Origin of the sequence: Thauera sp. JM12B12 (assembly GCF_039614725.1) — a bacterium.
Taxonomy (GTDB): Bacteria; Pseudomonadota; Gammaproteobacteria; order Burkholderiales; family Rhodocyclaceae; genus Thauera.
In genome coordinates this window covers 2,534,301-2,558,264 of sequence record NZ_CP154859.1, presented here as the reverse complement: position 1 = coordinate 2,558,264, position 23,964 = coordinate 2,534,301, and the positions used below count along the sequence as shown (strand labels likewise).

20 protein-coding genes and 1 tRNA gene are annotated in these 23,964 nt (G+C 70.2%); 10 read left to right on the top strand and 11 right to left on the bottom strand.

The window, feature by feature from the left end; translation table 11 throughout:
• Position 1: 1 nt before the first annotated feature.
• The 4 genes from AAG895_RS11495 (at position 2) to purT (ending at position 5,355) form a co-directional block, all read left to right on the top strand.
• Complete coding sequence (locus AAG895_RS11495) at positions 2–2,500, top strand: FtsX-like permease family protein (RefSeq protein WP_345792146.1); 2,499 nt, start codon at positions 2–4, stop codon at positions 2,498–2,500.
• A gap of 3 nt (positions 2,501–2,503) precedes the next feature.
• Positions 2,504–3,760 (top strand): DNA recombination protein RmuC, encoded by a 1,257-nt coding sequence (locus AAG895_RS11490; RefSeq protein WP_345792145.1) that lies wholly within the window; start codon positions 2,504–2,506, stop codon positions 3,758–3,760.
• Between the two features lie 76 nt (positions 3,761–3,836).
• Positions 3,837–4,121 carry a hypothetical protein gene (locus AAG895_RS11485; protein ID WP_345792144.1) on the top strand — a complete coding sequence of 95 codons (285 nt, stop codon included), beginning with the start codon at positions 3,837–3,839 and terminating at the stop codon, positions 4,119–4,121.
• A gap of 34 nt (positions 4,122–4,155) precedes the next feature.
• Positions 4,156–5,355, top strand: coding sequence for a formate-dependent phosphoribosylglycinamide formyltransferase (purT, locus tag AAG895_RS11480; protein WP_345792143.1), 1,200 nt, complete (start codon positions 4,156–4,158; stop codon positions 5,353–5,355).
• A 19-nt stretch (positions 5,356–5,374) separates the two neighbouring features.
• On the opposite strand, the gene AAG895_RS11475 is transcribed toward purT, so the two are convergent.
• Positions 5,375–7,285 carry a diguanylate cyclase gene (locus AAG895_RS11475; protein ID WP_345792142.1) on the bottom strand — a complete coding sequence of 637 codons (1,911 nt, stop codon included), beginning with the start codon at positions 7,283–7,285 and terminating at the stop codon, positions 5,375–5,377.
• A gap of 150 nt (positions 7,286–7,435) precedes the next feature.
• Positions 7,436–9,037 carry a sulfatase-like hydrolase/transferase gene (locus tag AAG895_RS11470; RefSeq protein WP_345792141.1) on the bottom strand — a complete coding sequence of 534 codons (1,602 nt, stop codon included), beginning with the start codon at positions 9,035–9,037 and terminating at the stop codon, positions 7,436–7,438.
• Positions 9,038–9,165: 128 nt separating this feature from the next.
• Here AAG895_RS11470 and AAG895_RS11465 point away from each other — a divergent pair, with 128 nt between their 5' ends.
• A complete protein-coding gene (locus AAG895_RS11465; protein WP_345792140.1) occupies positions 9,166–10,038 on the top strand; it encodes a creatininase family protein in 873 nt (290 codons plus the stop codon).
• Positions 10,039–10,070: 32 nt separating this feature from the next.
• Here AAG895_RS11465 and ribA read toward each other — a convergent pair whose 3' ends face one another.
• Complete coding sequence (gene ribA, locus AAG895_RS11460) at positions 10,071–11,228, bottom strand: GTP cyclohydrolase II (RefSeq protein WP_345792139.1); 1,158 nt, start codon at positions 11,226–11,228, stop codon at positions 10,071–10,073.
• Positions 11,229–11,489: 261 nt separating this feature from the next.
• Here ribA and AAG895_RS11455 point away from each other — a divergent pair, with 261 nt between their 5' ends.
• Complete coding sequence (locus AAG895_RS11455) at positions 11,490–12,176, top strand: RibD family protein (protein WP_345792138.1); 687 nt, start codon at positions 11,490–11,492, stop codon at positions 12,174–12,176.
• Positions 12,177–12,522: 346 nt separating this feature from the next.
• Positions 12,523–13,350, top strand: a complete 828-nt coding sequence (locus AAG895_RS11450) for a helix-turn-helix transcriptional regulator (protein WP_345792137.1) — start codon at positions 12,523–12,525, stop codon at positions 13,348–13,350.
• A gap of 11 nt (positions 13,351–13,361) precedes the next feature.
• Here the strand turns inward: AAG895_RS11450 and AAG895_RS11445 are convergent, their stop codons facing one another.
• The 5 genes from AAG895_RS11445 to AAG895_RS11425 all read right to left on the bottom strand — a co-directional run bounded on the left by AAG895_RS11445 (position 13,362) and on the right by AAG895_RS11425 (position 17,876).
• On the bottom strand, positions 13,362–14,306 hold the full coding sequence (locus AAG895_RS11445) for a lysylphosphatidylglycerol synthase transmembrane domain-containing protein (protein WP_345792136.1): 945 nt from the start codon (positions 14,304–14,306) through the stop codon (positions 13,362–13,364).
• A 26-nt stretch (positions 14,307–14,332) separates the two neighbouring features.
• Positions 14,333–15,277, bottom strand: a complete 945-nt coding sequence (locus tag AAG895_RS11440; RefSeq protein WP_345792135.1) for a class I SAM-dependent methyltransferase — start codon at positions 15,275–15,277, stop codon at positions 14,333–14,335.
• A gap of 26 nt (positions 15,278–15,303) precedes the next feature.
• Positions 15,304–16,347 (bottom strand): glycosyltransferase family 4 protein, encoded by a 1,044-nt coding sequence (locus AAG895_RS11435; protein ID WP_345792134.1) that lies wholly within the window; start codon positions 16,345–16,347, stop codon positions 15,304–15,306.
• A 100-nt stretch (positions 16,348–16,447) separates the two neighbouring features.
• Entirely contained in the window at positions 16,448–16,846 is a 399-nt protein-coding gene (locus AAG895_RS11430) for a 6-carboxytetrahydropterin synthase (RefSeq protein WP_345792133.1), read from the bottom strand.
• Between the two features lie 22 nt (positions 16,847–16,868).
• On the bottom strand, positions 16,869–17,876 hold the full coding sequence (locus AAG895_RS11425; protein ID WP_345792132.1) for a zinc-binding alcohol dehydrogenase: 1,008 nt from the start codon (positions 17,874–17,876) through the stop codon (positions 16,869–16,871).
• Positions 17,877–18,049: 173 nt separating this feature from the next.
• On the opposite strand from AAG895_RS11425, the gene AAG895_RS11420 reads away from it, so the two are divergent.
• Both AAG895_RS11420 and AAG895_RS11415 read left to right on the top strand, forming a co-directional pair.
• A complete protein-coding gene (locus tag AAG895_RS11420) occupies positions 18,050–18,787 on the top strand; it encodes a CDP-alcohol phosphatidyltransferase family protein (protein WP_345792131.1) in 738 nt (245 codons plus the stop codon).
• Between the two features lie 42 nt (positions 18,788–18,829).
• Positions 18,830–19,444, top strand: coding sequence for a YceI family protein (locus AAG895_RS11415; RefSeq protein WP_345792130.1), 615 nt, complete (start codon positions 18,830–18,832; stop codon positions 19,442–19,444).
• A 24-nt stretch (positions 19,445–19,468) separates the two neighbouring features.
• Here the strand turns inward: AAG895_RS11415 and moaA are convergent, their stop codons facing one another.
• Positions 19,469–20,548, bottom strand: a complete 1,080-nt coding sequence (gene moaA, locus AAG895_RS11410) for a GTP 3',8-cyclase MoaA (protein WP_345792129.1) — start codon at positions 20,546–20,548, stop codon at positions 19,469–19,471.
• A 150-nt stretch (positions 20,549–20,698) separates the two neighbouring features.
• Between moaA and AAG895_RS11405 the strand changes: the two genes are divergently transcribed.
• Entirely contained in the window at positions 20,699–23,128 is a 2,430-nt protein-coding gene (locus AAG895_RS11405; protein ID WP_345792128.1) for an AAA family ATPase, read from the top strand.
• A 23-nt stretch (positions 23,129–23,151) separates the two neighbouring features.
• Here AAG895_RS11405 and AAG895_RS11400 read toward each other — a convergent pair whose 3' ends face one another.
• Together AAG895_RS11400 and AAG895_RS11395 are read right to left on the bottom strand one after the other, a co-directional pair.
• On the bottom strand, positions 23,152–23,763 hold the full coding sequence (locus AAG895_RS11400) for a DUF2238 domain-containing protein (protein ID WP_345792127.1): 612 nt from the start codon (positions 23,761–23,763) through the stop codon (positions 23,152–23,154).
• A gap of 80 nt (positions 23,764–23,843) precedes the next feature.
• Positions 23,844–23,919: transfer RNA gene (locus AAG895_RS11395), tRNA-Asn, on the bottom strand.
• Positions 23,920–23,964 lie beyond the last annotated feature (45 nt).

Below are 23,964 nucleotides of genomic sequence, written 5' to 3'. Positions count from 1 at the left end.
GATGATGCGGAACCTCCGCCTCGCCCTGCGCATGATGCTGCGCGACCTGCGCGCGGGCGAACTGCACCTGCTCGGGCTGGCGATCGTGATCGCGGTGGCGAGCCTGACCAGCGTGGGCTTTCTCGCTGACCGCGTCGGCCGTGCGCTCGACCGTGAGGCCAACCAGCTGCTCGGCGGCGACCTGCTGCTGCGCGCCGATCGGCCCTGGCCCGCCAGCTTCACCGAGGAGGCGCGCGGCCGAGGCCTGCAGACGGCGCAGACCGTGCTCTTCACCAGCATGGCGAGCACGGCCGAGACGTCCGCGCTCGCCGGGGTCAAGGTGGTGGAGGACGGCTATCCGCTGCGGGGCGCGATCCGGATCGCGCCCGGGCCCAACCAGCCCGACGCGCCGGCCGTTCGGGCGCCTGAAGCGGGCGAGGTCTGGCTGGACGAACGCCTCTTCGCCGAACTCGGCGTCAGGACCGGCGACACCGTCGGCCTGGGCGAGCTCGCGTTCCGCGTCGGTGGCATGGTCAGCTTCGAGTCCGACCGCGGCGCCAACTTCTTCAGCCTGCTGCCGCGGGCGATCTTCAATCTGAAGGACCTCGATGCCAGTGGCCTGATCGCGGAGGGCAGCCGTGCAACCTGGCGGCTGCATGTCGCCGGCACGCCACAGGCGGTCGAGTCCTATGAGCGCTGGGCGCGTTCGGAGCTCGGCCGCGGCCAGCGCGTGGAGACGGTGGAGAACGCCCGTCCCGAGGTGCGTGCCGCGCTCGACCAGGCCCAGCGCTTCCTGCGCCTGGCGGCGCTGCTGGCGGTGATCCTCGCCGCGGTGGCGGTGGGGCTGTCCGCGCGCCGCTTCATGGCGCGCCATCTGGATGGCTGCGCGGTGATGCGGGTGCTCGGTGCGCGCCAGGCGCAGGTGCTCGGGATCGTGGTCGGCGAATTCCTGATCTTCGGCCTGGCGGCGGCGGTCACCGGCACCGCGCTCGGCTGGAGCGTGCAGTGGGGATTGGCCGGCGGACTGCGCGAGATCCTCGCCACCGAGCTGCCGGCACCGTCGCTGTTGCCGCTGGCGCACGGGCTGGTGGTGGGGATGGCGCTGCTGGTCGGCTTCGTCCTGCCGCAGTTGCTGCGCCTTGGCAAGGTGAGCACGCTGCGGGTGTTGCGGCGCGAGTTCGACTTTGCCGAGCCGGTGTCGGGGGCGGCGTGGGCGCTCGGACTGGCCGCGCTGCTTGGCCTGATCTTCTGGATCGCCGCGGATGCGCGCCTGGGCGCCATGGTGGCGGCGGGTTTTGCGGTGGCGCTCGGCGTGTTTGCGCTCGCGGCCTGGGGGGTGCTCCAGCTCGCGGGCCGCCTCAAGGGCCAGGGCAGCCTGCGCGGCGGCGGCTGGCGCTACGGCATCGCCGCGCTGGGCCGGCGCATGGGCAGCAGCGTGATCCAGGCCGCCGCGCTCGGCCTGGGCATGACCGCGTTGCTGCTGCTGACCCTGGTGCGCGCCGACCTCCTCGACAACTGGCGCAGGATGGCGCCGCCCGATGCGCCCAACCGCTTCGTCATCAACATCCAGCCCGATCAGCGCGCGGGCATCGCTGCCGCCTTCGCCGCCGAGGGGCTGGCGGTGCCGGCGATCCAGCCGATGATCCGCGGCCGCATGGTCGAGATCAACGACACGCCGGTCGATCCGGCTGCGTACGAGGACCAGCGGACGCGGCGGCTCGCCGAGCGCGAGTTCAACCTCTCCTACGGCGCGTCGCTGCCTGCGGGCAACGTGGTGCAGGCCGGGCGTTGGCACGGCGAGGGGGGCGCGCCGCAGTTCTCGGTGGAGGCCGGGCTCGCGCAGACCTTCGGTCTCGAGGTCGGGGACCGCGTCACCTTCGAGATCGCCGGACAGCGTGTCGAGGCACCGATCACCAGCGTGCGCAAGCTCGACTGGGACTCGATGCGGGTGAACTTCTTCTTCATCGCCTCCGAGGGCCTGCTCGAGCGCCATCCCGCCAGCCTGATCACCAGCTTCCATCTTCCCGCGGGCAAGCATGACTTCACGACGCGACTGGTGGCGCAGTTCCCGAACCTGACCGTGATCGACACGGCTGCCGTCATCGCTCAGGTGCAGGCAATGACCGACAAGCTGATCGTGATCGTGCAGTTCGTGTTCGGCTTCGCCGTGCTCGCGGGGCTGGTCGTGCTCTATGCCGCGCTGCAGTCGACGCACGACGAACGCGACTACGAGCTTGCCATGCTGCGCACGCTCGGCGCGCGCAACCGCCAGGTGCGCCAGGCACTGTTCGCCGAGTTCCTCGTGCTGGGCGGCGTGGCGGGTGTGCTGTCCGGCGCCGGTGCGAGCGCGCTCGGCTGGGTGCTGGCCGAGCAGGTCTTCCGCATGGCCTATGTGCCGGCGCTGCTGCCGGTCGTGGTGGCGGTCGCGCTGGGCGCGGCGGGCGTGGTGGCGGGAGGCTGGCTCGGCACCCGCGCGCTGTTGAAACGGCCGCCGCTGGCGAGCCTGCGTGCGCTGGGCTGACGGGTGCAGACGCTGCAACTGACCCAGGCCGAGCTGCTGCTCGCCGGCCTGCTCGCCGCGGCGCTGGTGCTGCTCGCCTGGCTGCTGGTGCGCAGCCACGCGGCCGAGCGCAGTCTGCGCACCCAGCTTGGGGATGAGCTGGCGGCGTTGATGGAGCAGCAGCTCAACGTCCAGCACCGCGATCTGTTGCGTGACCTGCACGAAGGCCTCGCCCGCCAGACCGACCGCATCGGCGAACACGCCCGCGCCGACCGCGAGTTGCTGCAGCGCGGCCTCACCGCCGCCTCGCTGCAGCTGTCGCGCGGCATGAAGGTGCTGACGCAGAGCGTCGATGGCCGCCTCGACACGCTGTCGGGCCAGGTCAACCAGCGCCTGGACGAAGGCTTCCGCAAGACCAACGAGACCTTCGCCAGCGTGATGGCGCGGCTGGCCACCATCGACGAGGCGCAGAAGAAGATCGACGGGCTCACCACCAACGTGGTGAGCCTGCAGGAGCTGCTCGGCGACAAGCGCGCGCGCGGCGCCTTCGGCGAGGTCCAGCTCGAGGCCCTGGTGCAGAACGTGCTGCCGCCCGACGCCTACGCCTTCCAGGCCGTGCTGCCCAACAACACCCGCGTCGACTGCCTGCTGACCCTGCCGGCGCCCACCGGCCTGGTGGCGGTGGATGCCAAGTTCCCGCTCGAGAACTACCACCGCATGTTCGACACCGAGGCGGCCGAGCTCGACCGCCGCGCCGCGCAGCAGGCTTTCCGCGCCGACGTGAAGCGCCACGTCGACGCGATCGCCTCGAAGTACATCCTGCCCGGCACCACCTCGGACGGCGCGGTGATGTTCCTGCCCGCCGAGGCGGTGTTCGCCGAGCTTCACGCCTACCATCCCGAGGTGGTCGCCTACGCGCAGACCAGACGCGTGTGGATCGTGTCGCCGACCACGCTGATGGCGGTGCTCAACACCGCCCGCGCGGTGCTGAAGGATGTCGAGACGCGCAAGCAGATCCATGTCATCCAGGATGCGCTCGCCAAGCTGGCCAAGGACTTCCGCCGCTTCGACGAGCGCATGGCTGCGCTCGCGCGCCATATCGACCAGGCCAACCGCGACGTGCAGGACGTGCAGACCAGCAGTCGCAAGATCAGCGCGCATTTCGAGAAGATCGAGTCGGTGCAGCTCGAGGACGAGGGGGCCAAAGCGTCCCCATCGGTAACCAGGGACGCTGCGGCCGACGCTGCCCACCCTCAGCAGACGATCGATCCCCGGATTTGACCCGGAACAGGGACGCGACCGCCCGAGGCCCGTATGGTCCTGAAACTTCTTGTCTTTTCATGAGGCGCACGAGCCGATGTCTTCCGTTCCCTTACCGATCCTCTTCATCATGGCGGTCTTCTTCACCTTCTGGCTGATCCTGCGCAAGTTCCATCGCCTGGAGCAGAAGAAGCGCGCGCTGCCCGACCTCGCGGGCTACCTCGACGCGAACAAGCAGGCCGAGGCGCGGTGCTCGGCCTGCGACTGCACCGAGTTCAAGGACGAAGGCCTCAGCCATGGCAAGGACGCGCGCCGCATCATCTCCTGCGCGCGCTGCAATACACTGCTTTACCGTTTCGATCCACCCGAACAGCCGGGCTGATCGAATTCCCGGCAACGCTTGAAGGAGACCCTCGATGAATCTCGGAACCCCGCTGTCGGACGCTGCGCTGCGCGTGATGCTGCTCGGCGCCGGCGAGCTCGGCAAGGAAGTCATCATCGCGCTGCAGCGCCTGGGCGTGGAGGTGATCGCGGTCGACCGCTATCCCGACGCGCCGGGGCATCAGGTGGCGCATCGTGCCCACGTGATCCAGATGACCGACGGTGCCGCGCTGCGCGCGCTGGTCGAGCAGGAGCGCCCGCACCTGATCGTGCCCGAGATCGAGGCGATCGCCACCGCCATGCTGGCCGAGATCGAGGCAGCCGGCCTGGCCGAGGTCATCCCGACCGCGCGCGCCACCCAGCTCACCATGAACCGCGAGGGCATCCGCCGGCTGGCGGCGGAGACGCTCGGCCTGCCCACCTCGCCCTACCGCTTCGCCGACTCCCTCGAGGCCCTGCAGGCGGCGATCGACGGTGGCATCGGCTATCCGTGCATCGTCAAGCCGGTGATGTCGTCCTCGGGCAAGGGGCAGTCCACGCTGCGCGGGCCGGACGACGTGCGCAGGGCGTGGGATTACGCGATGCAGGGCGGTCGGGTGAGCCAGAGCAGGGTCATCGTCGAGGGCTTCGTCGACTTCGAGTACGAGATCACCCTGCTCACGGTCCGTGCACGCGATGCGCACGGCGAGGTGCAGACCTACTTCTGCGAGCCGATCGGGCATCTGCAGGTGGCGGGCGACTACGTCGAGAGCTGGCAGCCGCAGGCGATGCGCCCCGCGGCGCTGGCGCGGGCGAAGGAGATCGCCGCGGCGGTCACCGGTGACCTGGGCGGGCGCGGGGTGTTCGGCGTCGAGCTGTTCGTGAGGGGCGACGAGGTGTGGTTCTCCGAGGTCAGCCCGCGTCCGCACGACACCGGGCTGGTCACGCTGTGCTCGCAGCGCTTCTCCGAGTTCGAGCTGCACGCGCGCGCGATCCTGGGGCTGCCGGTGGATACCGCGCTGCGTGAGCCGGGGGCGTCCGCGGTGATCTACGGCGGGGTCGATGCCCAGGCCTTGCGCTTCGAGGGCGTGGCCGAGGCGCTGGCGGTGCCGCGCAGCGACCTGCGCCTGTTCGGCAAGCCGGAGTCCTTCGTCAAGCGCCGCATGGGCGTGGCGGTCGCCAATGGCGCCGATGTCGCCGAGGCGCGCGCGCGCGCGAAGCTGGCGGCAAGCAAGGTGAGGCCGTCGAGGGCCTGACGCGTCTGGGCGGTCGGGGTCAGGCGGCCGGAGCGCGCCGGGAGAAGCGGTTCTTGCCGGCGTCCTTGGCTGCGTACATGGCGGTGTCGGCGTGCGCGAGCAGCGTCGCCGACTCGTCGCCGTCGTCAGGAAAGACCGCAGCACCCACGCTGGCCGAGATGCGCACCGTCACACCGTCGATGTCGAACGGCACTGCAAGGGCGTCGATGATCTTGCGGCCGACCGCCTCGCAGTCTTCCGTGTGCGTCAGGTTGGCCAGTACCGCGCCGAATTCGTCGCCCCCGAAGCGCGACACCGTGTCCTCTGCCCGTACGCAGGCGGTGAGGCGTTGTGCCACCTGTACCAGCAGCCGATCCCCGGCGGCATGGCCGTGGCTGTCGTTGACGGCCTTGAAGCCATCGAGGTCGATGTAGAGCACTGCGGCCCGGCCGCCGTGGCGGCGTGCGCTCAGGAGCACCCGCGACAGGCGGTCCATGAATACGACGCGGTTGGGTAGCGCGGTGAGCGGGTCGTGCAGCGCGGCATGCTGAAGGCGCGCTTCGAGGTCCTTGCGTGCCGTGATGTCTTGCGCGACGGCGACGAGGAAGTCCGGTTCGCCGTGGGCGTCGGCAATGACGCCAAGCGCCTCGCACACCCAAAGTGTCGTGCCGTCCGCGCGGCGATAGGTCTTCTCGATCTCGGGCGAGCCAGCCGGCTGGGCTCCGGATAGCCGCTGGGCCAGGAAGTGGCGCGCGTCGTCCTGGTGTAGCGGGTCGCTGAGCTCGAATATCGAGCGAGCGCGCAAGGCCTCGAGCGTGTAGCCGAGCATGTCGCAGAACTTGTCGTTGGCGCCGAGGATGCGGCCGTCGGGCGCGATGTGGGCGATGCCCATGGCAGCCTGGTTGAAGGTTGCGCGGTAGACCGCCTCGCTGGCATGAAGGGCGCGTGCGGCCGCACGTTGGCGGGCGAGGACGACGATAAGAAGCGTGGCAAAGACCAGCAGTGCCGCGCTGGCACTCCATGCCATCAAGCGGTAGTGCGCTCGCCTTTGCTCGACGTCGGCGAGATCGGCTGCGTAGGACGTGCCGACGGTGACCATCAGGGGGTAGTCGGCCATGCCGCGATAGCTGACGATGCGCGCCACCCCGTCGAGGGCGGCTCCGTCGTCGACGAATGCGCCGGCCGCTTCTTCGGCGCGGCGGACGAACCACGGCAGGCGTGCGGCATCGAGTCCGAAGCTGCTGTCGTTGCCGGTCTTGCGCCCGCGCACCACGCCGTCCAGCCCGGTCAGCTCCAGCAGGCCTTGCGGGCCGAGGTCGGCGTGGCTGTAGAAATCGGTGAGGTTGGCGGGGGCGACGGACATGACCACCACGCCGCCGAAGCTGCCGTCCGCTTGCGAGATCCGCAGCGACATCGGGATCTGCCACTGTCCCGAAACGCGGCCGAGCACGGGCGGGTTGACGAACAGGCTGTCGTGGGTGCCGTCGCGCTGGGTGGTGAAGAACGGGCGGTCGGCATAGTTGACCGTGCCCGCCGCCGAACGCGTCGTGCTGGCGACGATGTCTCCGTCCTGGTCGACCACGCTGACGATCGTGAACGCGGCGTCGCGGATCACTCGTTGATCGACGAGCTTGTGCAGGTCGATCCCCGCGCCCTCGCGCACGTACTGGTCGCACACGAAGGCGGCAACCTGCTCGGCGGCCTTGAGGGTACGGGACACCTGCTGCTCGAACGCGATCGCGAGGTTCGAGTTCGACTTCATCGCCGCTTCGACGGCCTGCTCACGCTCGAGCGCGATGCGTTGCAGGGTGATGAGCCAGATGGCGACGACTGCGGCGAGAGCCGCGATGACGATTGCCAGGTCAGGAAGGGCGCCGGGTCGCCCGGAGCGCCGCGCGCGAGGCGATCGCGTTGCTTCGCTGCAAGCATCCGACAGCCGTTCGGACGTCATCGAGTCGCGCTCCTGAGGGAAGATCATTGGGCCTGCGACGGTGTGCCGAGCCGGCGTCGCGTGCGTATTCTAAACGGCCGCGCTGCGTTGCTGACCCGACCGGCGCTTCGGCTTGCGCGCCGGATCCATGAAGGGCCGACGCAGCCGGCTTCAATCGCGTCCGAAGGCTTCGATCAGCAGCGGTGTCATCGCGCGCATCGGACCGAGCGCGGGGCGCTGTGGCACCAGGCCGTGCACGAAGCCGCGCGCGACGAGGCGAGCGAGCAGGGTCTCGTTGCGGGTGATCACGTGCACCGGCACGTCCCAGTCGGCCCCCGGGCCCGTCACGGTGCCGATCGGCTGGTGGTCGCCGATGACGATCAGCACCGCGTCGGGCGGCGCATGTCCCTTCAGCCAGCCCGCCAGCCAGTCGAACTGATAGCGCATGGCGGCGAGATAGGCGGGGATCGGCTGCTCCCAGGACACCGGGGCGGCGCGGGCGGCGACGGCCTCGGCGCCCGCGTAGGGCTGGCCGGCGTGCAACTCGGCCCAATCCTCCACATACGGCGCAAGCGGGCGGAAGGGCGCATGGGTGCTGATGGTCGGGAAGACGACCAGGCGCGGTCGGTGCGGGTCCTCGCGCCGTTGGCCGAGCTCCTGGTCCTGCAGCAAGGCCATCGCGGCCTGATCGGGTATGCGCCAGTAACCGAACACCGGCCCCCCGTAGCCCACGGTGTCGGCGGTTCCGATGCGGTCGAAGCCGTAGAACCGCCCCTCGGGCCAGGGACGCTGGATGCCGGGCATCCAGCCCACGGTGCGATAGCCGTGAGCGGCGAAATGGCTTGCCAGGGTAGGCCTTCGGGTGGTCAGCAGCAGCCGGTAATCGCTCTGGTTGCGCATGTCGAGCCCGGACAGCAACTCCGCATGCGCCAGCCAGGACCCCCCGCCGAAGGTGGGCGAAACGAGGCGGGCCGACACGACCTGGCGGCCGCTGCCCTCGATCGCCTCGCGCAGCGTGCGCCGCGGCTCGACGAGGGCGGCGGCGAATGCGGGGTGATCGAGCGTGATCGCTCCATAGGCCTCGGCAAACACGATGATCACGTCGGCTCCCTCGAGCGTGTCGAGGTCTGCATCGAAGGCCGGGCTCGCGCCGAGCAGCCGCTCGTCGTCGGCCGCGATCAGGGCGCGATCAAGCAGGCCCGCCTGCTCCGCAAGGAGGCCTGCGACGGTGGGCGCGTAGGCGCGTTGCGCTGCGGGTCCGAGTTGCCCGGCCAGTAGCCCGACCCCCGAGACCACGAGCGCTGCCGCCAGCACCGATGACCGAACGCGCGGATGCTGCAAGCTGCCTGCGAGCACGGCCAGGCAGCGGCGGACGAGGCCGTAGAGGGCGGCAATGGCGAGCGCGAGAACGACGCCGACCCCCACGAGCTTGCTCGCCGAGGGGCTGGCCGCGCCCATCTTCAGCACCTCCCATGCGTGCTGCCCGTCCCAGTACAGATCGAGCCTGCGTCCGAAGACCGCGGGTACCGTGACGTTCGTATAGTGAAGCAGGATGCTCGCCGCGATCAGGCCCGCGGCGAGGCTCAGGACGCCGCTGCGCAGCGGTCCGCGGCGGCCGCCCAGGGCGAGCGCAGCGATGACGATGGCCAGTTCCAGCGACAGCCGCGCTTCCGGTCGCGGCCACAGCGTGGGCCAGGCATTGCCGAAACTCAGCAGGAGGTTCAGCAGCCCGATCGCGACGAGGGCGTGGAGTGCGGCGCGGCGCAGGCTCATGTCGGCGAGCGGGGGGCGTGCGCGCAGTGCAGCGGCGTGCCGGCCGCTGTCGCCGGGAGCGCAAGGGTGCCCGCAGCGCGCGCCTGCGCATCGGCGAGGGCTGGCCCGTGTGCGCCGGGACAGCTAGCATGCCCTTCATCGACGAGCCCGCTGGAACGACCCCGATGACCGACACCGCAGCGCACGGCGCAGCAAGCCCATGGTGGCAGGACCGCACCCCGCAGGAGATCGCCGCGCTCGCGGCCGCGGATGGCGTGGCGCTGCTGCCGCTGGCCGCGATCGAACAGCACGGCGAGCACCTGCCGCTGTCGACCGACCTCGACATCGCGCTCGGCCTCGTCGACGCTGCGCTGCCACGGGTGCGCGCAGGCGTGCCGGTGTGCGTGCTGCCGCCGCTCGCGGTCGGCTTGAGCCTCGAGCACAGCGCCTTCGCAGGGACCCTGAGCCTGCGCCCGGAGACCGCTCTGGCGGTGATGGTGGAGCTGGGCGAGCGGGTGGCCGCGGCGGGCTTTCGTCGCCTCGTCCTCTTCAACAGTCATGGCGGCAACAAGGCGCTGGTCGATCTGGCCGCGCTGAAGCTGCGTGTCGAATGCCGGATGCTGGTCGTGCGCGCGAACTACTTCCGCTTTGCGCCCCCGCCGGACGCGCTGCCCGCGGACGAGCTCCGCCACGGCCTCCATGGTGGGGCGCTGGAGACGGCGATGATGCTGCATCTGGCGCCGGCCAAGGTACGCAGCGGGCGGGTCGGCAACTTCGACTCGCTCGGCCGGCATCTGGCGGCTGCCGGGCGATTGCTCGGCCCCGAGGGCGAGGCGGGCTTCGCGTGGATGGCGCAGGACCTCAACCCCTGCGGCGCCACGGGTGATGCGCGCCTCGCCACGCCGGCTCTGGGTGACCGCCTCGTGCAGCACTTCGCCCGCCAGCTCGCCCGCCTCGTCGAGGAGGCGCATGCATTCGATCTTGCCCGCCTCGATGGCGGTGCGCTCGACCGCGCTGACTGATCCGCAGCGACGCGCACGCACCTTCGCCGTACTCAATCGCGCGCGATGGTGGCCGGCGCAGGCAGGCTCTCGGGCGTCGCGGAGGCCGGCTCGCCCTGCTCGTTGAGCAGTTCGTGCAGCCAGTGGCCGTGACGGCTGGCCTTGGTCTTCAGGTAGCGCTGATTCTGCTCGGTGACTTCGCCGTAGATGGCCTGGCGTGCGACGACGTTGATGCCGGCATGCTGCAGGGCCTCGACCTTGCTCGGATTGTTGGTCAGCAGGAGGACCTGGTTCACGCCGAGCTGGTCGAGCATCTCGTGGGCGACGCGGAAGTCGCGCTCGTCCTTCGAAAAACCGATGACCTGGTCGGCGTCGATCGTGTCGAGGCCTTCGTCCTGCAGCCCGTAGGCGCGCAGCTTGTTGGCGAGGCCGATGCCGCGCCCCTCCTGCGACAGGTAGAGCAGCACGCCGCCGCCGAGGGCGTTGATCGCGGCCACGCCGCGGCGCAGCTGCTCGCCGCAGTCGCAGCGCAGGCTGCCGAAGAGGTCGCCGGTGAGGCAGGACGAGTGCAGGCGCACCGGTACCGCGTCCGGCCATTGCGCGGCATCTCCGATCACGATGGCGACGTGCTCGTGCACGCCGTCGGCTTCGCGAAAGAGCACGAAGCGGCTGTTCTCTGCCTCGGCGAGCGGCACGCGCGCCTCGCTGATTCGTGTCAGCGTACCCGGGCCGCTTTCGCACAGCTGCAGCGCTTCGGCCGCGGTGACGGCGAGCAGGCGGCCGCTCGCCATCTCGGCGTTCACGGCCTCGACGCGCTCGGCGACGACGTCGCAGACGACGGCTGCCGGAACGAGCTGCGCGCGGCCGAGCAGGCGCAGGGCGGCACGCTCGATCGCCGCGCCCTGGGTCTGGTTGGCGCCTGCGGGCAGGACTGCGTTGCGCGTCCAGGCGAGGTCGCGCAGGGCGCGGGCGGACGGCAGCGGCGACAATGCGAGCGCCGCGGCTTCCGGAGCATCGTGCTGACCGAGCGCCGCCATGCGATGCTGGCTGAGGACGAGCCGCGCCGGGGCGCCGGTGAGGGCCTGCATGGCGGCGAGCGCCGCGTCATCGAGGCCCTCGACCGCAGACACCACCGCGTCACGGCCGGGTTGGCGCAGCAGGATAGGAAGTCCGCGTCGCAGGTCGAAGAGGGCACGCTCGGCTTGGCGCATTTGTTTTTCTCCGTCGGGGGATTGGGCCTGTCCTGGTTCGATGCGCAAGGGGTGGGGCGCAAGGACAAACCGTATTTGAAGGAATGATGAATGTCGGAAAGACTTCTACCAGATTGGGGCTGGCGCTGCATCCTGCAAGCGCGTGACACGGATTGGGCCGCGTCACGCGCCACAAGTTTCATGGTCGAGGGGGTTCGCATCGACATCCATGCCGGCGGGGCGTGGAACTGCGATGCGCCCGTCGCGGACGAGACCGCGCGCATGCTCGATCTGTTCCTGCCCTGGGTTGCCGCGCCCGGGCCGCTCACGATCGGACAGCTCGGCCAGAGCCTGGACGGCCGGATCGCCACCGAGAGCGGCGCGTCGCACTACATCAACGGCCTCGAGGCGCGCACTCACCTGCATCGGCTGCGCGCCCTCGTCGATGCGGTCGTGGTCGGTGTGGGCACGGTCAATGCCGATGACCCGCAGCTGACCGTGCGCCACGTGAGCGGCCCGAACCCGGTGCGCGTGGTGCTCGATCCGCGGGGGCGGGCAGACCCTGCAGCGAAGCTTTTCACCGATGGCGTGGCGAGGACGCTTCACTTAGTCGGCCAGACGCTGGCGGCACCGTACGCCGCGCAGGCAAAGGTCGCGGAGCGCGTTGCCTGCAGACGTGTCGGGCTCGCGGTGGATGAGCGCGGCTTCGATCCCGCCGACGTGATCGCGCTGCTCCACGCCTCGGACTGCCGGCGCGTGCTCATCGAAGGCGGTGGGGTCACGGTGTCGCGCTTCCTCGAAGCAGGACAGCTCGACCGGCTCCATCTGCTGGTCGCACCGATGCTGATCGGGTCGGGACGCCCAGGGCTGGACCTGCCGGTGATAGACAAGCTCGACGATGCCTTGCGGCCCGAGTGCAGGCTTTTCATGTGCGGCGGGGACAGCCTGTACGACCTGAGATTCCGATGAGGTGCAGGCATTCCACCAGGAGGAAGCTGTTGTAAAAAATTTTCGAGAATAAAGAAAAAACTCGAGAAAAAATTGATGAAGAGAGACTTCCTCACCCACAATTCGCGCCGCTTCACGCCCCGATCGTTCCCGATGGGGCGGCCTTGCGGAACCCGATGCCAGGCTGACTCCTTACAGGGGGGACGGTCGTGCTGGATTCACCAGCGCCGGGATCACGTCTTGCGGTGGAAAACGTATGTCAGAGGAAGTTCGGTCGAAGTCTGGATCTGTGCCGGTGCTTGGAGATGTGCCTGCTTCGGCGCGTCCGCGCGTCATCGGGAATGCTGCGGCAGCAGCAGGGCTTCCGGTGCGTCCGGCAACCGAGCACCGCCTCGACTTCTGCCGGTTGCTGTCAACGGCGGGGACCGAGCGCACGCCGACGGAGGCGAGCGAGCAGTACGAGGTGCTGGTGCTCGTGCAGGGGGGGTGCCAATTCCGTACGGAGCGCGCGACCGTGACCCTCGAGCCGGGGCAGGTCTTCATCAGCGCCGGCATTTCCCCCGAACTGGCCTACTCCGCCGACTGCGTGGTCTGGAGCGTTCTGCTTCCGGCGACGGTCCTGCGCGAATCGTGCGCCCAGACCGGCTGGTTCAAGCTCAGCGAATGCGTGCGCTTCAACAGCAACCCCTGCCCGCGTGACGAACTCGACCACCTGCTGGCCATGTTGCGACTGGTGGCGACCGAGACCGCCACGGGGAGCCACCAGGGTGCGCTGTTCACCCACTACGCGCATGTGGTCGCGAACAAGCTGCTGTCCATCCTGCAGCGCAACCGGCCGGCCTCGCATGAATGTGCACACACACGGCTGTTCGAGCGCGTCGAGCGTCATATCGAGTCGCGTATCAAGCAGGACATCACGGTCGAGCAGCTCGCCCATTTCGCGGGCCTGAGTCAGCGTTCGCTGTATCAACTGTTCCGCCAGCATGCGCGCATGTCGCCGCGCAACTTCATCCGCCACAAGAAGCTCGAGCACGTCTATGCGACGTTGATGGATCCGGCGGTGCGGGTGGCGAGCGTGACCGCAGTCGCGCTCGACTATGGCTTCACCCACCTTGGCCGCTTTGCCGAGCTCTACAAGGCAAGCTTCGGTACCCTGCCTTCGGAAAGCCTCAAGGCCAGGCTCCCGCGCAAGTAGCGCCCCGCCCTTCAGTGAGTCCGTGCCATCCCCGCGGGCGCACGCAGGGCGAGCGCGCCGGGAAGGCTCGACAGCAGCACCACGACGCCGTAGCTGACCGAGATCGCCACCCCTTCCGCCGGATTCAGCCCCGCTGCATGCCAGACGAGCGCGGCGGCGCCCTCGCGTATGCCCCAGCCTGCGACCGAGAGCGGAATCGCCATCGCCAGCAGCACCCAGGGCACCAGGGGTGCGGCGTCCGCCACCGGCGTACCGATGCCGATCATGCGCATGCAGCACAGATAGATGCCGACGTAGCTGGCGATGATCAGCCACGAGGCGAGCAGCTGGCGCAGGACGACCTCGCGTGCGAGCAGGGCGTGGCCAGCCGCACGTGCGAACCGGCGCAGCAGGTTGCGCACGCGCCCTGCGCCCAGCACGCCGGCGAGGAGCGCCAGCGCAGCGAGTGCGAGCATCGGCATGGCCACGCCGCCGGCTGGGGTGGACGACAGGCGCTCAGGGAGCGCGCGTACCGTGGGTGACAGGAGCAGGGTGGCGAGCACGACGGTCAGCAGCGCCGCCTGGCCGGATGCGCGTTCGAGCACCACGGCCTGCCAGGCTGCGAGCGTGCTTGCCGCACCCGAGCCGGCGTCGCGTCCATGGCGCCAGGCGCGCGCCGCGTCACCCATCACCCCGCCCGGCAGCACCTGGTTCAGGAACGTGGCGAGGTAGTACTCGCGCACCGCACGCGCAAAGCCGAGCGGCGCGCCAAGGCGGGCGGCGGTGAGCTGCCAGCGCCAGGCCGACAGCAGGATCTGGGGTACGCTCAGGGCGAGCGCGAGCGCGAGCCACGCCGGTTGCGGCGCGGCGAAGGCGGTGGCGAGGGCGCTGGGTTCCAGCCACCACAACACGACGGCGAGCAGGGCGAGGCTCGCGGCCAGGCGGAACCGGTTGGTCAGCTGCAGCGGGCGATCCATGGCGCGTCAGGCTCGGGGCGCCTGGCTCAGGCGGCGGACGGGGTGGCGGATGGGGTGGCGAAGAGGTCGACGTGGCCGACCTCGAGCATGCCGGATCGCGGGGTGCCACCGGCACCCCCGGCGCCGGTCTCGCAGGCGCTTCGGCGGCGGCGGTGCCAGGCGCGGATGCGGTCGGCCGCCTCGGGGCACTGTGCGACGGCAGCGTCGCGCCAGCCGTCGATCAGCGCGCCTGCGAGCGCGGCGTGCTGCGTGCGGGCGAGATCGAGGCGCCACGGGCTGGGCTCGCACTGGACTTCGAAGCTGCGTGCCGCGAGTGCGCGCGCGAGCGCAGGCGCGGCGTCGGGGCCGAGGGCAGCGCCCAGGCCCTTGTCGCGGCGCTGGTGGTCGTTGAAGGCGTTGCGCACGAAGCGATCTTCGGGGTCCTCGGGGACCGTCCACGGGGCCTCGCCTGCCTCCCGCGCGCCATCGAGGAAACGCCAGCTCCCGTCCACGCTGAGGGTGACCAGCAGCGCGCATTTCGCGCGCGCACAGGCCTGGGCGAGTCCTTCAAGCCATTCAGCGGACATCAGGTCGAGGAGTGCCGAGGCGCACACGAGGTCGCACGCAGCCAGCATGTCCGCCCCCGGCTCGCCCAGATCGAGGCAGCGCGTGTGGACGGCGACGGCGCATCCGTCGGCGTCGCGCAGGGTCGCGCAGCGTCGGCCTGCCTGCTCGAGCAGGCGGGGGTCGTGGTCGAGCAGTGTCCAGCTTTGCGGACCGGGCAGGCGCGGAGCGAGGTGGCAGGGGTTGGCGCCGCTGCCCGTCCCGAGGTCGATCAGCCGCAGCGGTCCGGTCCCCCTGCGTGCACGCAGCCACGCCGCCGCACGCGCCTCGAGCGCGGGGGCGCGCGCGGCGCGGTCGGCCGGGGCGCGCAGTGCCAGCCAGTCGGCGTCGAAGCAGGCGTCGGGATGAAGCGTCGGCATGGCATCCATGGCGTTCTCGCGTCTGTCGTTTGGATTCATGGGTTGGCGAGGGCGCGTGCGAACTCGGCCCCGGCTTGCGGCCAGGTGCGCAGGCCGGCGCGCGCGCGGCGGGCGCCGGCGCGCAGGCGAGCGCGCCGCGCGTGATCGGTGAGGAGCGCGCCGAGCGCCTCGGCGAGTGCCTCGACATTCCCCGGCGGCACCGCGATGCCGGCTTCGGCAGGCAGGGTCTCGGCCAGGGCGCCGCCGGTGGTGGTGAGTACCGGGAGGCCGGCTGCGATCGCCTCGGTCACGACCATGCCGTAGCCCTCGTAGAGCGAGGGCAGCACGAAGAGATCGGCGGCGGCGTAGGCCGCGCGGAGGGCTGCGTCGCTGCATTCGCCGCGCATGTGGATGCGTCGCGCGAGTCCGGCTGCGGAGATCTGGCTCGCCACGTCCTGCGCATAGGCGGGCGCGCGGGTGGTGCTGCCGATCAGCTCGCATTGCCAGGGCAGGGCATGGAGGCGGGCCAGCGCGCGCACCAGCAGGTCCTGTCCCTTACGCGGAGCGAGGCTGCCGACGCAGAGCAGGCGCGGTGGGTGTCCATCGGCCGTGGCCTCGGGGAGCGCCGCGACGCCGGGTTCGACGACGCGCATCCGCTCCGGGCGCAGGCCGAAGGCAGCGATGCGGCGGGCGGTGAAGGCGCTGGTCGTGATCACGCGCTGGACGGCGGCGAGGGCCGCGCGCTCGCTCGCCAGGAGACAGCGCCGCTGCACAGGATCAATGCCGGCCTCGTCGCCGAGGGGATGGTGCACGAGGGCGATCAGGCGCAAGCGCCGGGCGTGCTCGATCGCCACCTCGGGCAGCCCACCGAGCGCCAGGCCATCGACGACCACCGTGTGGCCGGCGGGCAGCGCCTGCAGGGTGTGCCGCAGCGCGTCGCGCGCCCTTGCGTCCGCGCTGGGAAAGCGACCGGGCAGGCCATGGACCTCCACCTTCCAGCCCAGCAGGCGCAGTTCGGAGACGACGTGCGCGTCGTACAGATACCCGCCCGTGCGCTGAGTCGGGTCGCCTGGGACGATGAAGGCCAGCTGCCGGCTCATGCACCCGCCTGCCCGTCGCCCGCGCGCGGCCACGCCCGGCGGAGCCTGCCGCGACCGCTTCGGCGCGCGTGGCGGGCGGCGCCCGGCTGGCGTGCAGGCGTCACAGCACGCCCTCGTAGCTCGCCCATGCGATGTGCGACTCGTGCAGCGTGATCTTGAGCCGCACGAGGTCGAGCGCGCCCGCGCCCAGACGACCCGCGCGGATTGCCGTGGCCATGCGATCGAAGATCGCCCGCGCCATGAACTCGGTGGTGGTGTTCACGCCGCGGAACTCCGCCACCTCGTCGAGATTGCGGAAGTTGAGCTCGGCGAGCACGGCCTTGAGCGTCTCGCTGGCCAGGCCGATGTCGACGACGAGGCCGTCGTCATCGAGCTCGCCGCGCTGGAAGCAGGCATCGACGATATAGGTGGCGCCGTGCATGCGCTGGGCAGGGCCGAAGACCTCGCCCCGGAAACTGTGGGCGATCATGAAGTGGTCGCGGACGTTCAAGCTGTACATGGGGATCTCCGGTGAAGGTGGGTCAGGGGATGCTCGGAGCCGAGGCGTCGTAGCGGATGCGTTCGCACAGCGCGCCCGCGGGGGCGTGGGCGAGCCGCTGCATCAGCGCCGGAAGCGCGTTGAAGTCGGTCTCGCCGCTGATGAGCGCATCGAGTCGTGGATCGACGAGCAGGGCGAGCGCGAGTTCCATGCGCCGACGAAAGTCCCAGCGCGCGCCGCGTTGCGGCGGCAGGTGGCCGACCTGGCTCGACTGCAGGCGCAGTCGACGGGCATGGAAGGCGGCGCCCAGCGGGAGGCTGACGGCCGTGCTGCCGTACCAGCTCATCTCGACCACGGTGGCATCCTGGCCGGCGAGCTCGAGCGCACGCACCAGCCCCGCGGGGTTGCCGCTGGCATGGAAGACGAGGTCGCGATCGCCGCTTGCCGCGCCGGGAAGACGATGGACGAGGCCGAGCGCCGCGGCCAGATCGGCGCGGGCCGGATCGTTGTCGATGAGCTCGACTTCGACGCCCGGGACGCGCGCGCACAGCCAGGCCACCAGGCTGCCGACCACCCCGGCGCCGACCACCGCGATGCGGTCGCCGACCGTCGGCGCACCGTCCCAGCACGCGTTGATCGCGGTCTCCATGTTTGCGGCGAGCACGGCGCGCTGCGGTGGCACCCCCGGCGGCAGCGGAACGACTGCGCGGGCGGGCACGACGTAGCGCTGCTGGTGGGGGTGCAGGCAGAACACCGTGCGTCCGCGCAGCGCTTCCGCGTCGCGGCCGACACCGTCGTCGACCCGGCCGACGCTGATGTAGCCATACTTGACCGGGCCCGGAAAGTCACCCTCCTGGAAGGGGGCGCGCATGCGCGCATACTCGCTTGCCGGCACCTCGCCGCGGAAGACCAGGCCTTCCGTGCCGCGGCTGATTGCGCTGAACAGGGTGTGCACGAGAACCTCGCCCTCGACGGGAGCACGCAGCGGGGCGGGGCGCAGCGCGCCCTGTCCGGGGCGGTCGATCCAGAACGCGAGATTGGTGTCGGGCATGCGCTGTGTGACTCCTGTGCGGCCTGCGGGTGACCTCGGCGCCGGACGGGGAACGGTGCCGGGCGCGAACCCTTTCGTGGCGGGAATGATCGAAGCGGGCATGGTAGCAGGGCTGCGCACCGCGCTCATCGAGCGGGGGCGCGAGGATCAGCAACGGAGGAACAGGGGTGCGCATGGAGGACCGTGGGTTGCCGATGCGGTGCCGGGTGTCGCCGCGCCTGGGGCTGGAGCTGGCCGTGGCGCTGGCGGCCATGCTGGCGCTGGCGCTGCTGGCGATGAGCGCGCTGGCCATGCCCGCGCAAGCGGCGGCGGGGGCGGTCGGGATCTTCGTCGCGATGGGCGCGCTGATCCTGTACCAGTGGCCGGATCCGCAGCGCGGGCTGGGACCGGCGAACCAGGTCACGCTGGTGCGCGCGGTGCTGGTGGCCTTGCTGGCAGGCGCGCTCGGGGCGCCGCAGTGGGTCGAGGCGCACGCGTTGCCGATCGCGGCGGTGGCGGGTGTGGCGCTGCTGCTCGACGGGGTCGATGGTTGGGTGGCGCGCCGCTACGCATGCGCGAGCGCCTTCGGTGCCCGCTTCGACATGGAGCTCGACGCCTTCCTGATCCTCGTCCTGTGCGTGCAGCTGCTGATGATGGGCAAGGCCGGACCGTGGGTGCTCGCGATCGGCGCGATGCGCTACGCCTTTGTTGGCGCGATGCGTCCGTGGCCCTGGCTGGATCGCCCGCTGCCGGAGCGTTTCCGGCGCAAGCTGGTGTGCGTCTGGCAGGTGGGGACGCTGCTCGTGTGCCTGCTGCCGGTGATCGACGGCGGACTGGCGACGGTGCTGCTTGCCCTGGCGCTCTGGCTGCTGGCGGTTTCATTCGCGATCGACGTTCGATGGCTGCATCGCACCCGTCCGCGCCGGTCGTGACCGCCCAGAAGTGTTCCCGACAACCCGGAGGAGAATGCACAAATGGAATCGAGCAAACGGTATTCGCGCCTGCTGGCCGCGGCCGCGCTTGCAGGCACGCTGGGCGTCGGCCCCGTGTGGGCCGAGACCCGCAGCTACACGATCGACCCCGACCACTTCGCGATCGCGTTCCAGGTCAATCACATCGGCTATTCGGACGTGATCGGCATGTTCCTGAAGGCGAACGGCCGCTTCGAGTACGACGAGGCGGCGCGCACGCTGAAGTCGGGCAGGGTGGTGGTAGCAGCCGACAGCGTGTTCAGCAACCACAAGGCGCGCGACCGCCATGTCCGTGACAGTGATTTCCTCGATGCGGCCAAGCATCCGGAGATCGTCTTCGAGGCCACCGCGTTCGAGCCCGGCGCCGAGGAGGGCGGGCGGCTCATGGGCAAGCTGAGCGGACAGCTCACCCTGCTCGGCCAGACGCACCCGGTGGTGCTCGAGGTCAGCCTGAACAAGGCGGCTGCCTATCCCTTCGGGCATCGCAAGCACACGCTGGGGATCTCCGCGCGCACCACGATCCAGCGCAGCCAGTGGGGCATGAACTACGGCATCGACCGCGGCATGGTGGGCGATGACGTCGTGCTCAGCTTCGAGCTGGAGGCGCTCCGCGACTGATCGGGCGCAGCGCCCGCCGTGCGGTCAGCCGCCGATGTAGGACATCTCGATCTTGCGCAGCGCGGCCGTGTCGGCGGTGCGGATCTCGGAGTAGCGATCCTCGCGCGCCAGCCACACGCCGGCGATCGCCGCATCGATCGCGTCGTCGGCGGCGTCGCCACGCAGCAGCGTGCGCAGGTCGTGGCCCTGCTGGGCGAACAGGCAGGTGTAGAGCTTGCCCTCGGTGGACAGCCGGATGCGGGTGCAGGTGGAGCAGAAGGCCTGGGTGACCGACGAGATCACGCCGATCTCGCCGGATCCGTCCCTGTACCGCCAGCGCTCGGCGACCTCGCCCTCGTAGTTGGGGTCGATCGGTTCGAGCGGGAACAGCCGGTCGATGCGGTCGATGACCTCGCGCGAGGGCAAGACCTCGTCCATCTTCCAGCCGTTGGAAGCGCCCACGTCCATGAACTCGATGAAGCGCAGGATGTGGCCGCTGTGGCGAAAATGCGCGGCCATCGGCTCGATGTCGGCGTCGTTGGTACCGCGCTTGACGACCATGTTCACCTTGATCGGGCCGAGGCCGGCGATCTTCGCGGCTTCGATGCCTTCGAGCACCTTCGCGACCGGATAGTCGGCGTCGTTCATGCGCCGGAAGAGCGCGTCGTCGAGCGCGTCCAGGCTCACGGTGACGCGATGCAGGCCGGCGTCCCTGAGACGGCGCGCGAGCTTGGGCAGCAGCACCCCGTTGGTGGTGAGGGTGATCTCGACGCCGTCGAGCGCGGCGAGCATGCCGATCAGGCGATCCACGTCCTTGCGCAGCAGGGGTTCGCCGCCGGTGATGCGGATCTTGCGCACGCCGCGGGCGACGAACAGGCGCGCCACGCGCGTGATCTCCTCGAAGCTCAGCAGCTCGCGCCGGGGCAGGAAGGCGTAGTCCTCGCCGAACACCTCGCGCGGCATGCAGTACACGCAGCGGAAGTTGCAGCGGTCGGTGACCGAGATGCGCAGGTCGCGCACGCTGCGTCCGCGGCGGTCGAGGAGCGCCTCGCCGGGCGCCGGGCGGCATGCGGGATCCGCTGCGGTGACGGGAGCAGCGGCCTGCTGGATCGGAATGACTTTCATGGTCGGCTGCGGGTTGGAGTGGCGGGATTATCGAACCGTGGACAGTGGGGTGCAAGGGTGGGTTCGGTCCGGCACCCGGGACGAGGCGCTGCGCGGTGGGGGTGTATCATTGCGCTCCGTGCCGACCGGGCACAAGGAGAAAAATCGAACATGGCCGATCTCGTGCCGCTGCCGCCGACGGCATTGCGCAAGCGCTGCGACCCCACCTGCTTCACCTTCGAAACCACCGAATCCCTCGCCGACCATGCCGGCGACCTCGGCCAGGAGCGCGCCGTCGAGGCGATCCGCTTCGGCCTCGCGATGGGGCACACCGGGTATCACGTGTTCGTGCTCGGCGACGCCGGCAGCGGCAAGCACGCGACCACCTTCCGCCTGCTGCGCGAGCGCGCGGCGGGCGAGCCGGTGCCGCCCGACCTGTGTTACCTGCACAACTTCGACGAGGCGCTCAAGCCGCGCCTGCTGACCCTGCCCGCCGGGCGCGGCGTCGCGCTGCGCACCTGCATGCAGACCTTCATTCGCGATCTCGGCCCGGCGCTTGGCGCGGCGCTCGACAGCGACGCCCATGTCGAGCGCGTCGAATCGCTGCAGAGCGCGCACAAGGCGCGCGAGGAGGCGGCGTTGCGCGAGCTCGGTCAGGCCTGCAGCGCCGAGGGCATATCGCTGCTGCAGACGCCGGAAGGCTTCGTGTTCGCGCCGACCAAGGATGACGAGCCGATGTCGCCGGAGGTCTTCGAGGCGCTCCCCGATGACGAGCGCAAGGCGATCGAGGCGCGCATCGGTGCCTGGAGCGACCGTCTGGAGGACCTGCTCAACGACTTCCCGGGGTGGCGCAAGTCGGTGCGCGAGTCGATCGACCGCGCCGAGCGCGAGGTGCTCGGGCCTGCGGTCGCGCACCTGCTGCGCGAGGTGCGCGAGGCGCACGAGGACCTGCCCGCAGTGCTCGCCTTTCTGGATGCAGTCGAGCGCGACGTCATCGACAGCGCGGTGCGCGGCACCATGCTCGACGAGGAGGACGACGAGGCGCCCGAGCCGGAGGAGAACACCCGCTACCACCGCTACCAGGTGAAGCTGCTGGTCGACCACTCCGCATCTCACGGCGCGCCGGTGGTGTTCGAGAACAACCCCGGCTACGGCAACCTGATCGGCCGCATCGAGCATGTCGTGCAGCAGGGCAACCAGGTCAGCCACTTCAACCTGATCCGTGCGGGGGCGCTGCACCGGGCCAACGGCGGCTACCTGGTGCTCGACGCCGAGCGCCTGCTGTCGCAACCCTTCGCCTGGGAGGGGCTCAAGCGCAGCCTGCGCGCAGGCGAGATCCGCATCGAACCGCCCGCCGAGGCGCAGGGCTGGAGTGGCGCGCTGACGCTGGAGCCGGAGGCGGTGCCGAGCGCGCTCAAGGTGGTGCTGATCGGCGACCGCGACGTGTATTACTTGCTCATGGAGCACGATCCCGAGTTCGCCGACCTGTTCAAGGTGGCGGCCGACTTCAACGACGACATCCCGCGCACGCCCGACAACGAGTGCGAATACGCGCGCCTCATGGCGCTGCTCGCGCGCGGCGCGAAGCTGCTGCCGGTGCATCGCAGCGGTGTTGCCCGCCTGGTCGAGGAAGCGTCGCGGCTTGCCGAGGATTCGGGGCGTCTGTCGCTCAATACGCGTTCGCTGTCCGACCTCATGCGCGAAGCCGACTTCCACGCTCGCCAGAAGGGCCTGAGCGCCACCGGACGGAGCGAGGTGGAGGACGCGCTCGCGGCCCGAGAACGGCGCGCCAACCGCTATCCGACACGCGTGCTCGAGTCGATGCTCGACGGCACGACGCTGATCTCCACCGACGGCGAGCGCGCCGGCCAGATCAACGGCCTGGTGGTGATCGAACTCGCCGGCGAGCACTTCGGCCATCCGGTGCGCATCACCGCCACGGTGCGCATGGGCGAGGGCGACGTGGTCGACATCGAGCGCGAGACCGAGCTCGGCGGCGCGATCCACTCCAAGGGCGTCCTGATCCTGTCCGCCTTCCTCGCCGCGCGCTACGCCCGCCACCAGCCGCTGTCGCTGTCGGCGAGCCTGGTGTTCGAGCAGTCCTACGCGCCGGTCGAGGGCGATTCGGCCTCGCTCGCCGAGCTCTGCGCGCTGCTGTCGGCGCTCACGCAGATCCCCATCCAGCAGCGCTTCGCGATCACCGGCTCGGTGAACCAGTTCGGCGAGGTGCAGGTGATCGGCGGGGTGAACGAGAAGATCGAGGGCTTCTACGACCTGTGCAAGGCGCGCGGGCTGGATGGGTCGCACGGCGTGGTCATCCCGGCCGCCAGCGTGCGCCACCTGATGCTGCGCGAGGACGTCGTGCAGGCGGCCGCCGAGGGACGCTTCCACATCCATGCGGTGGAGACCGTCGACCAGGCGATGAGCGTGCTGACCGGGGTCGAAGCGGGCGAGCCCGACGCCAAGGGCGTGATCCCGAAGGGGACGCTCAACCACAAGGTGGCCACCGTGCTGGCCGAGATGACTGCGGCGCGGCATGCATATGCGGATAGCGAAAGTTCGGCTGCGTCGCGCCAGCATCGCCGGCGGCACGGCGTCTGAGGATATGAAGCGCCCGGCCCGCCTCAGTCTGCGGTGCCGGGTAATCGTCCGAGCTGACGATCATGCAGGCGGCTCAGCGCCGCCTGAGCCAGCATCGCCCCCAGCAGTGCCATCAGCATGTCGGCTTGCGCGTCCCAAGGATCGCCCTGCATGCCGACGAACTCCACCGCCCCGCCCGCCCACAGCTCGGCGGCTGCCCATTCGATCAGCTCGTAGAGCGCGCTGATGCCAAGACAGCTCAGGGTGACGAGGGCGAACAGCCACTTGCCCGGGCGCAGCGGCGAGGTGCGCAGTAGCAGTTCGCGGCCGAGGATGGCCGGCGTCACGCCCTGGAAGAAATGGCCGAATCGGTCGTATGGGTTGCGCGCGAGATCGAACCAGTCCTGCACCGCGAAGCCGATTGGCACCCGCGCATAGGTGTAGGTACCACCCAGGATCAGGATCAGTGAGAAGAAGGCGATCAGACCGTAGGTGAGCGGGGTGAGCGGGAAGCGGCGCGCACTTGCGACCAGGATCGGCACGGCGATCAGCACCGGCATCACCTCCGCCCACCACACGCCTCGATCGTACGGCGACACGCCGGAGGCGAGGAGGGCGGCGAGTACGATGATCAGGAGCAGGGCGGGAAGGCGCATGTTCGCGGATACGGTGCTGGCGCGAGGGCGCCCACGCAAAGCAAAAGGCCAACCCCGGAAGGTTGGCCTTTTGCCTGTCTTGGCTCCCCGACCTGGGCTCGAACCAGGGACCTACGGATTAACAGTCCGGCGCTCTACCGACTGAGCTATCGGGGAATTGACTTTTTTGCAGCCTGCGCTGCGGGTGACGCTGTGCGACTT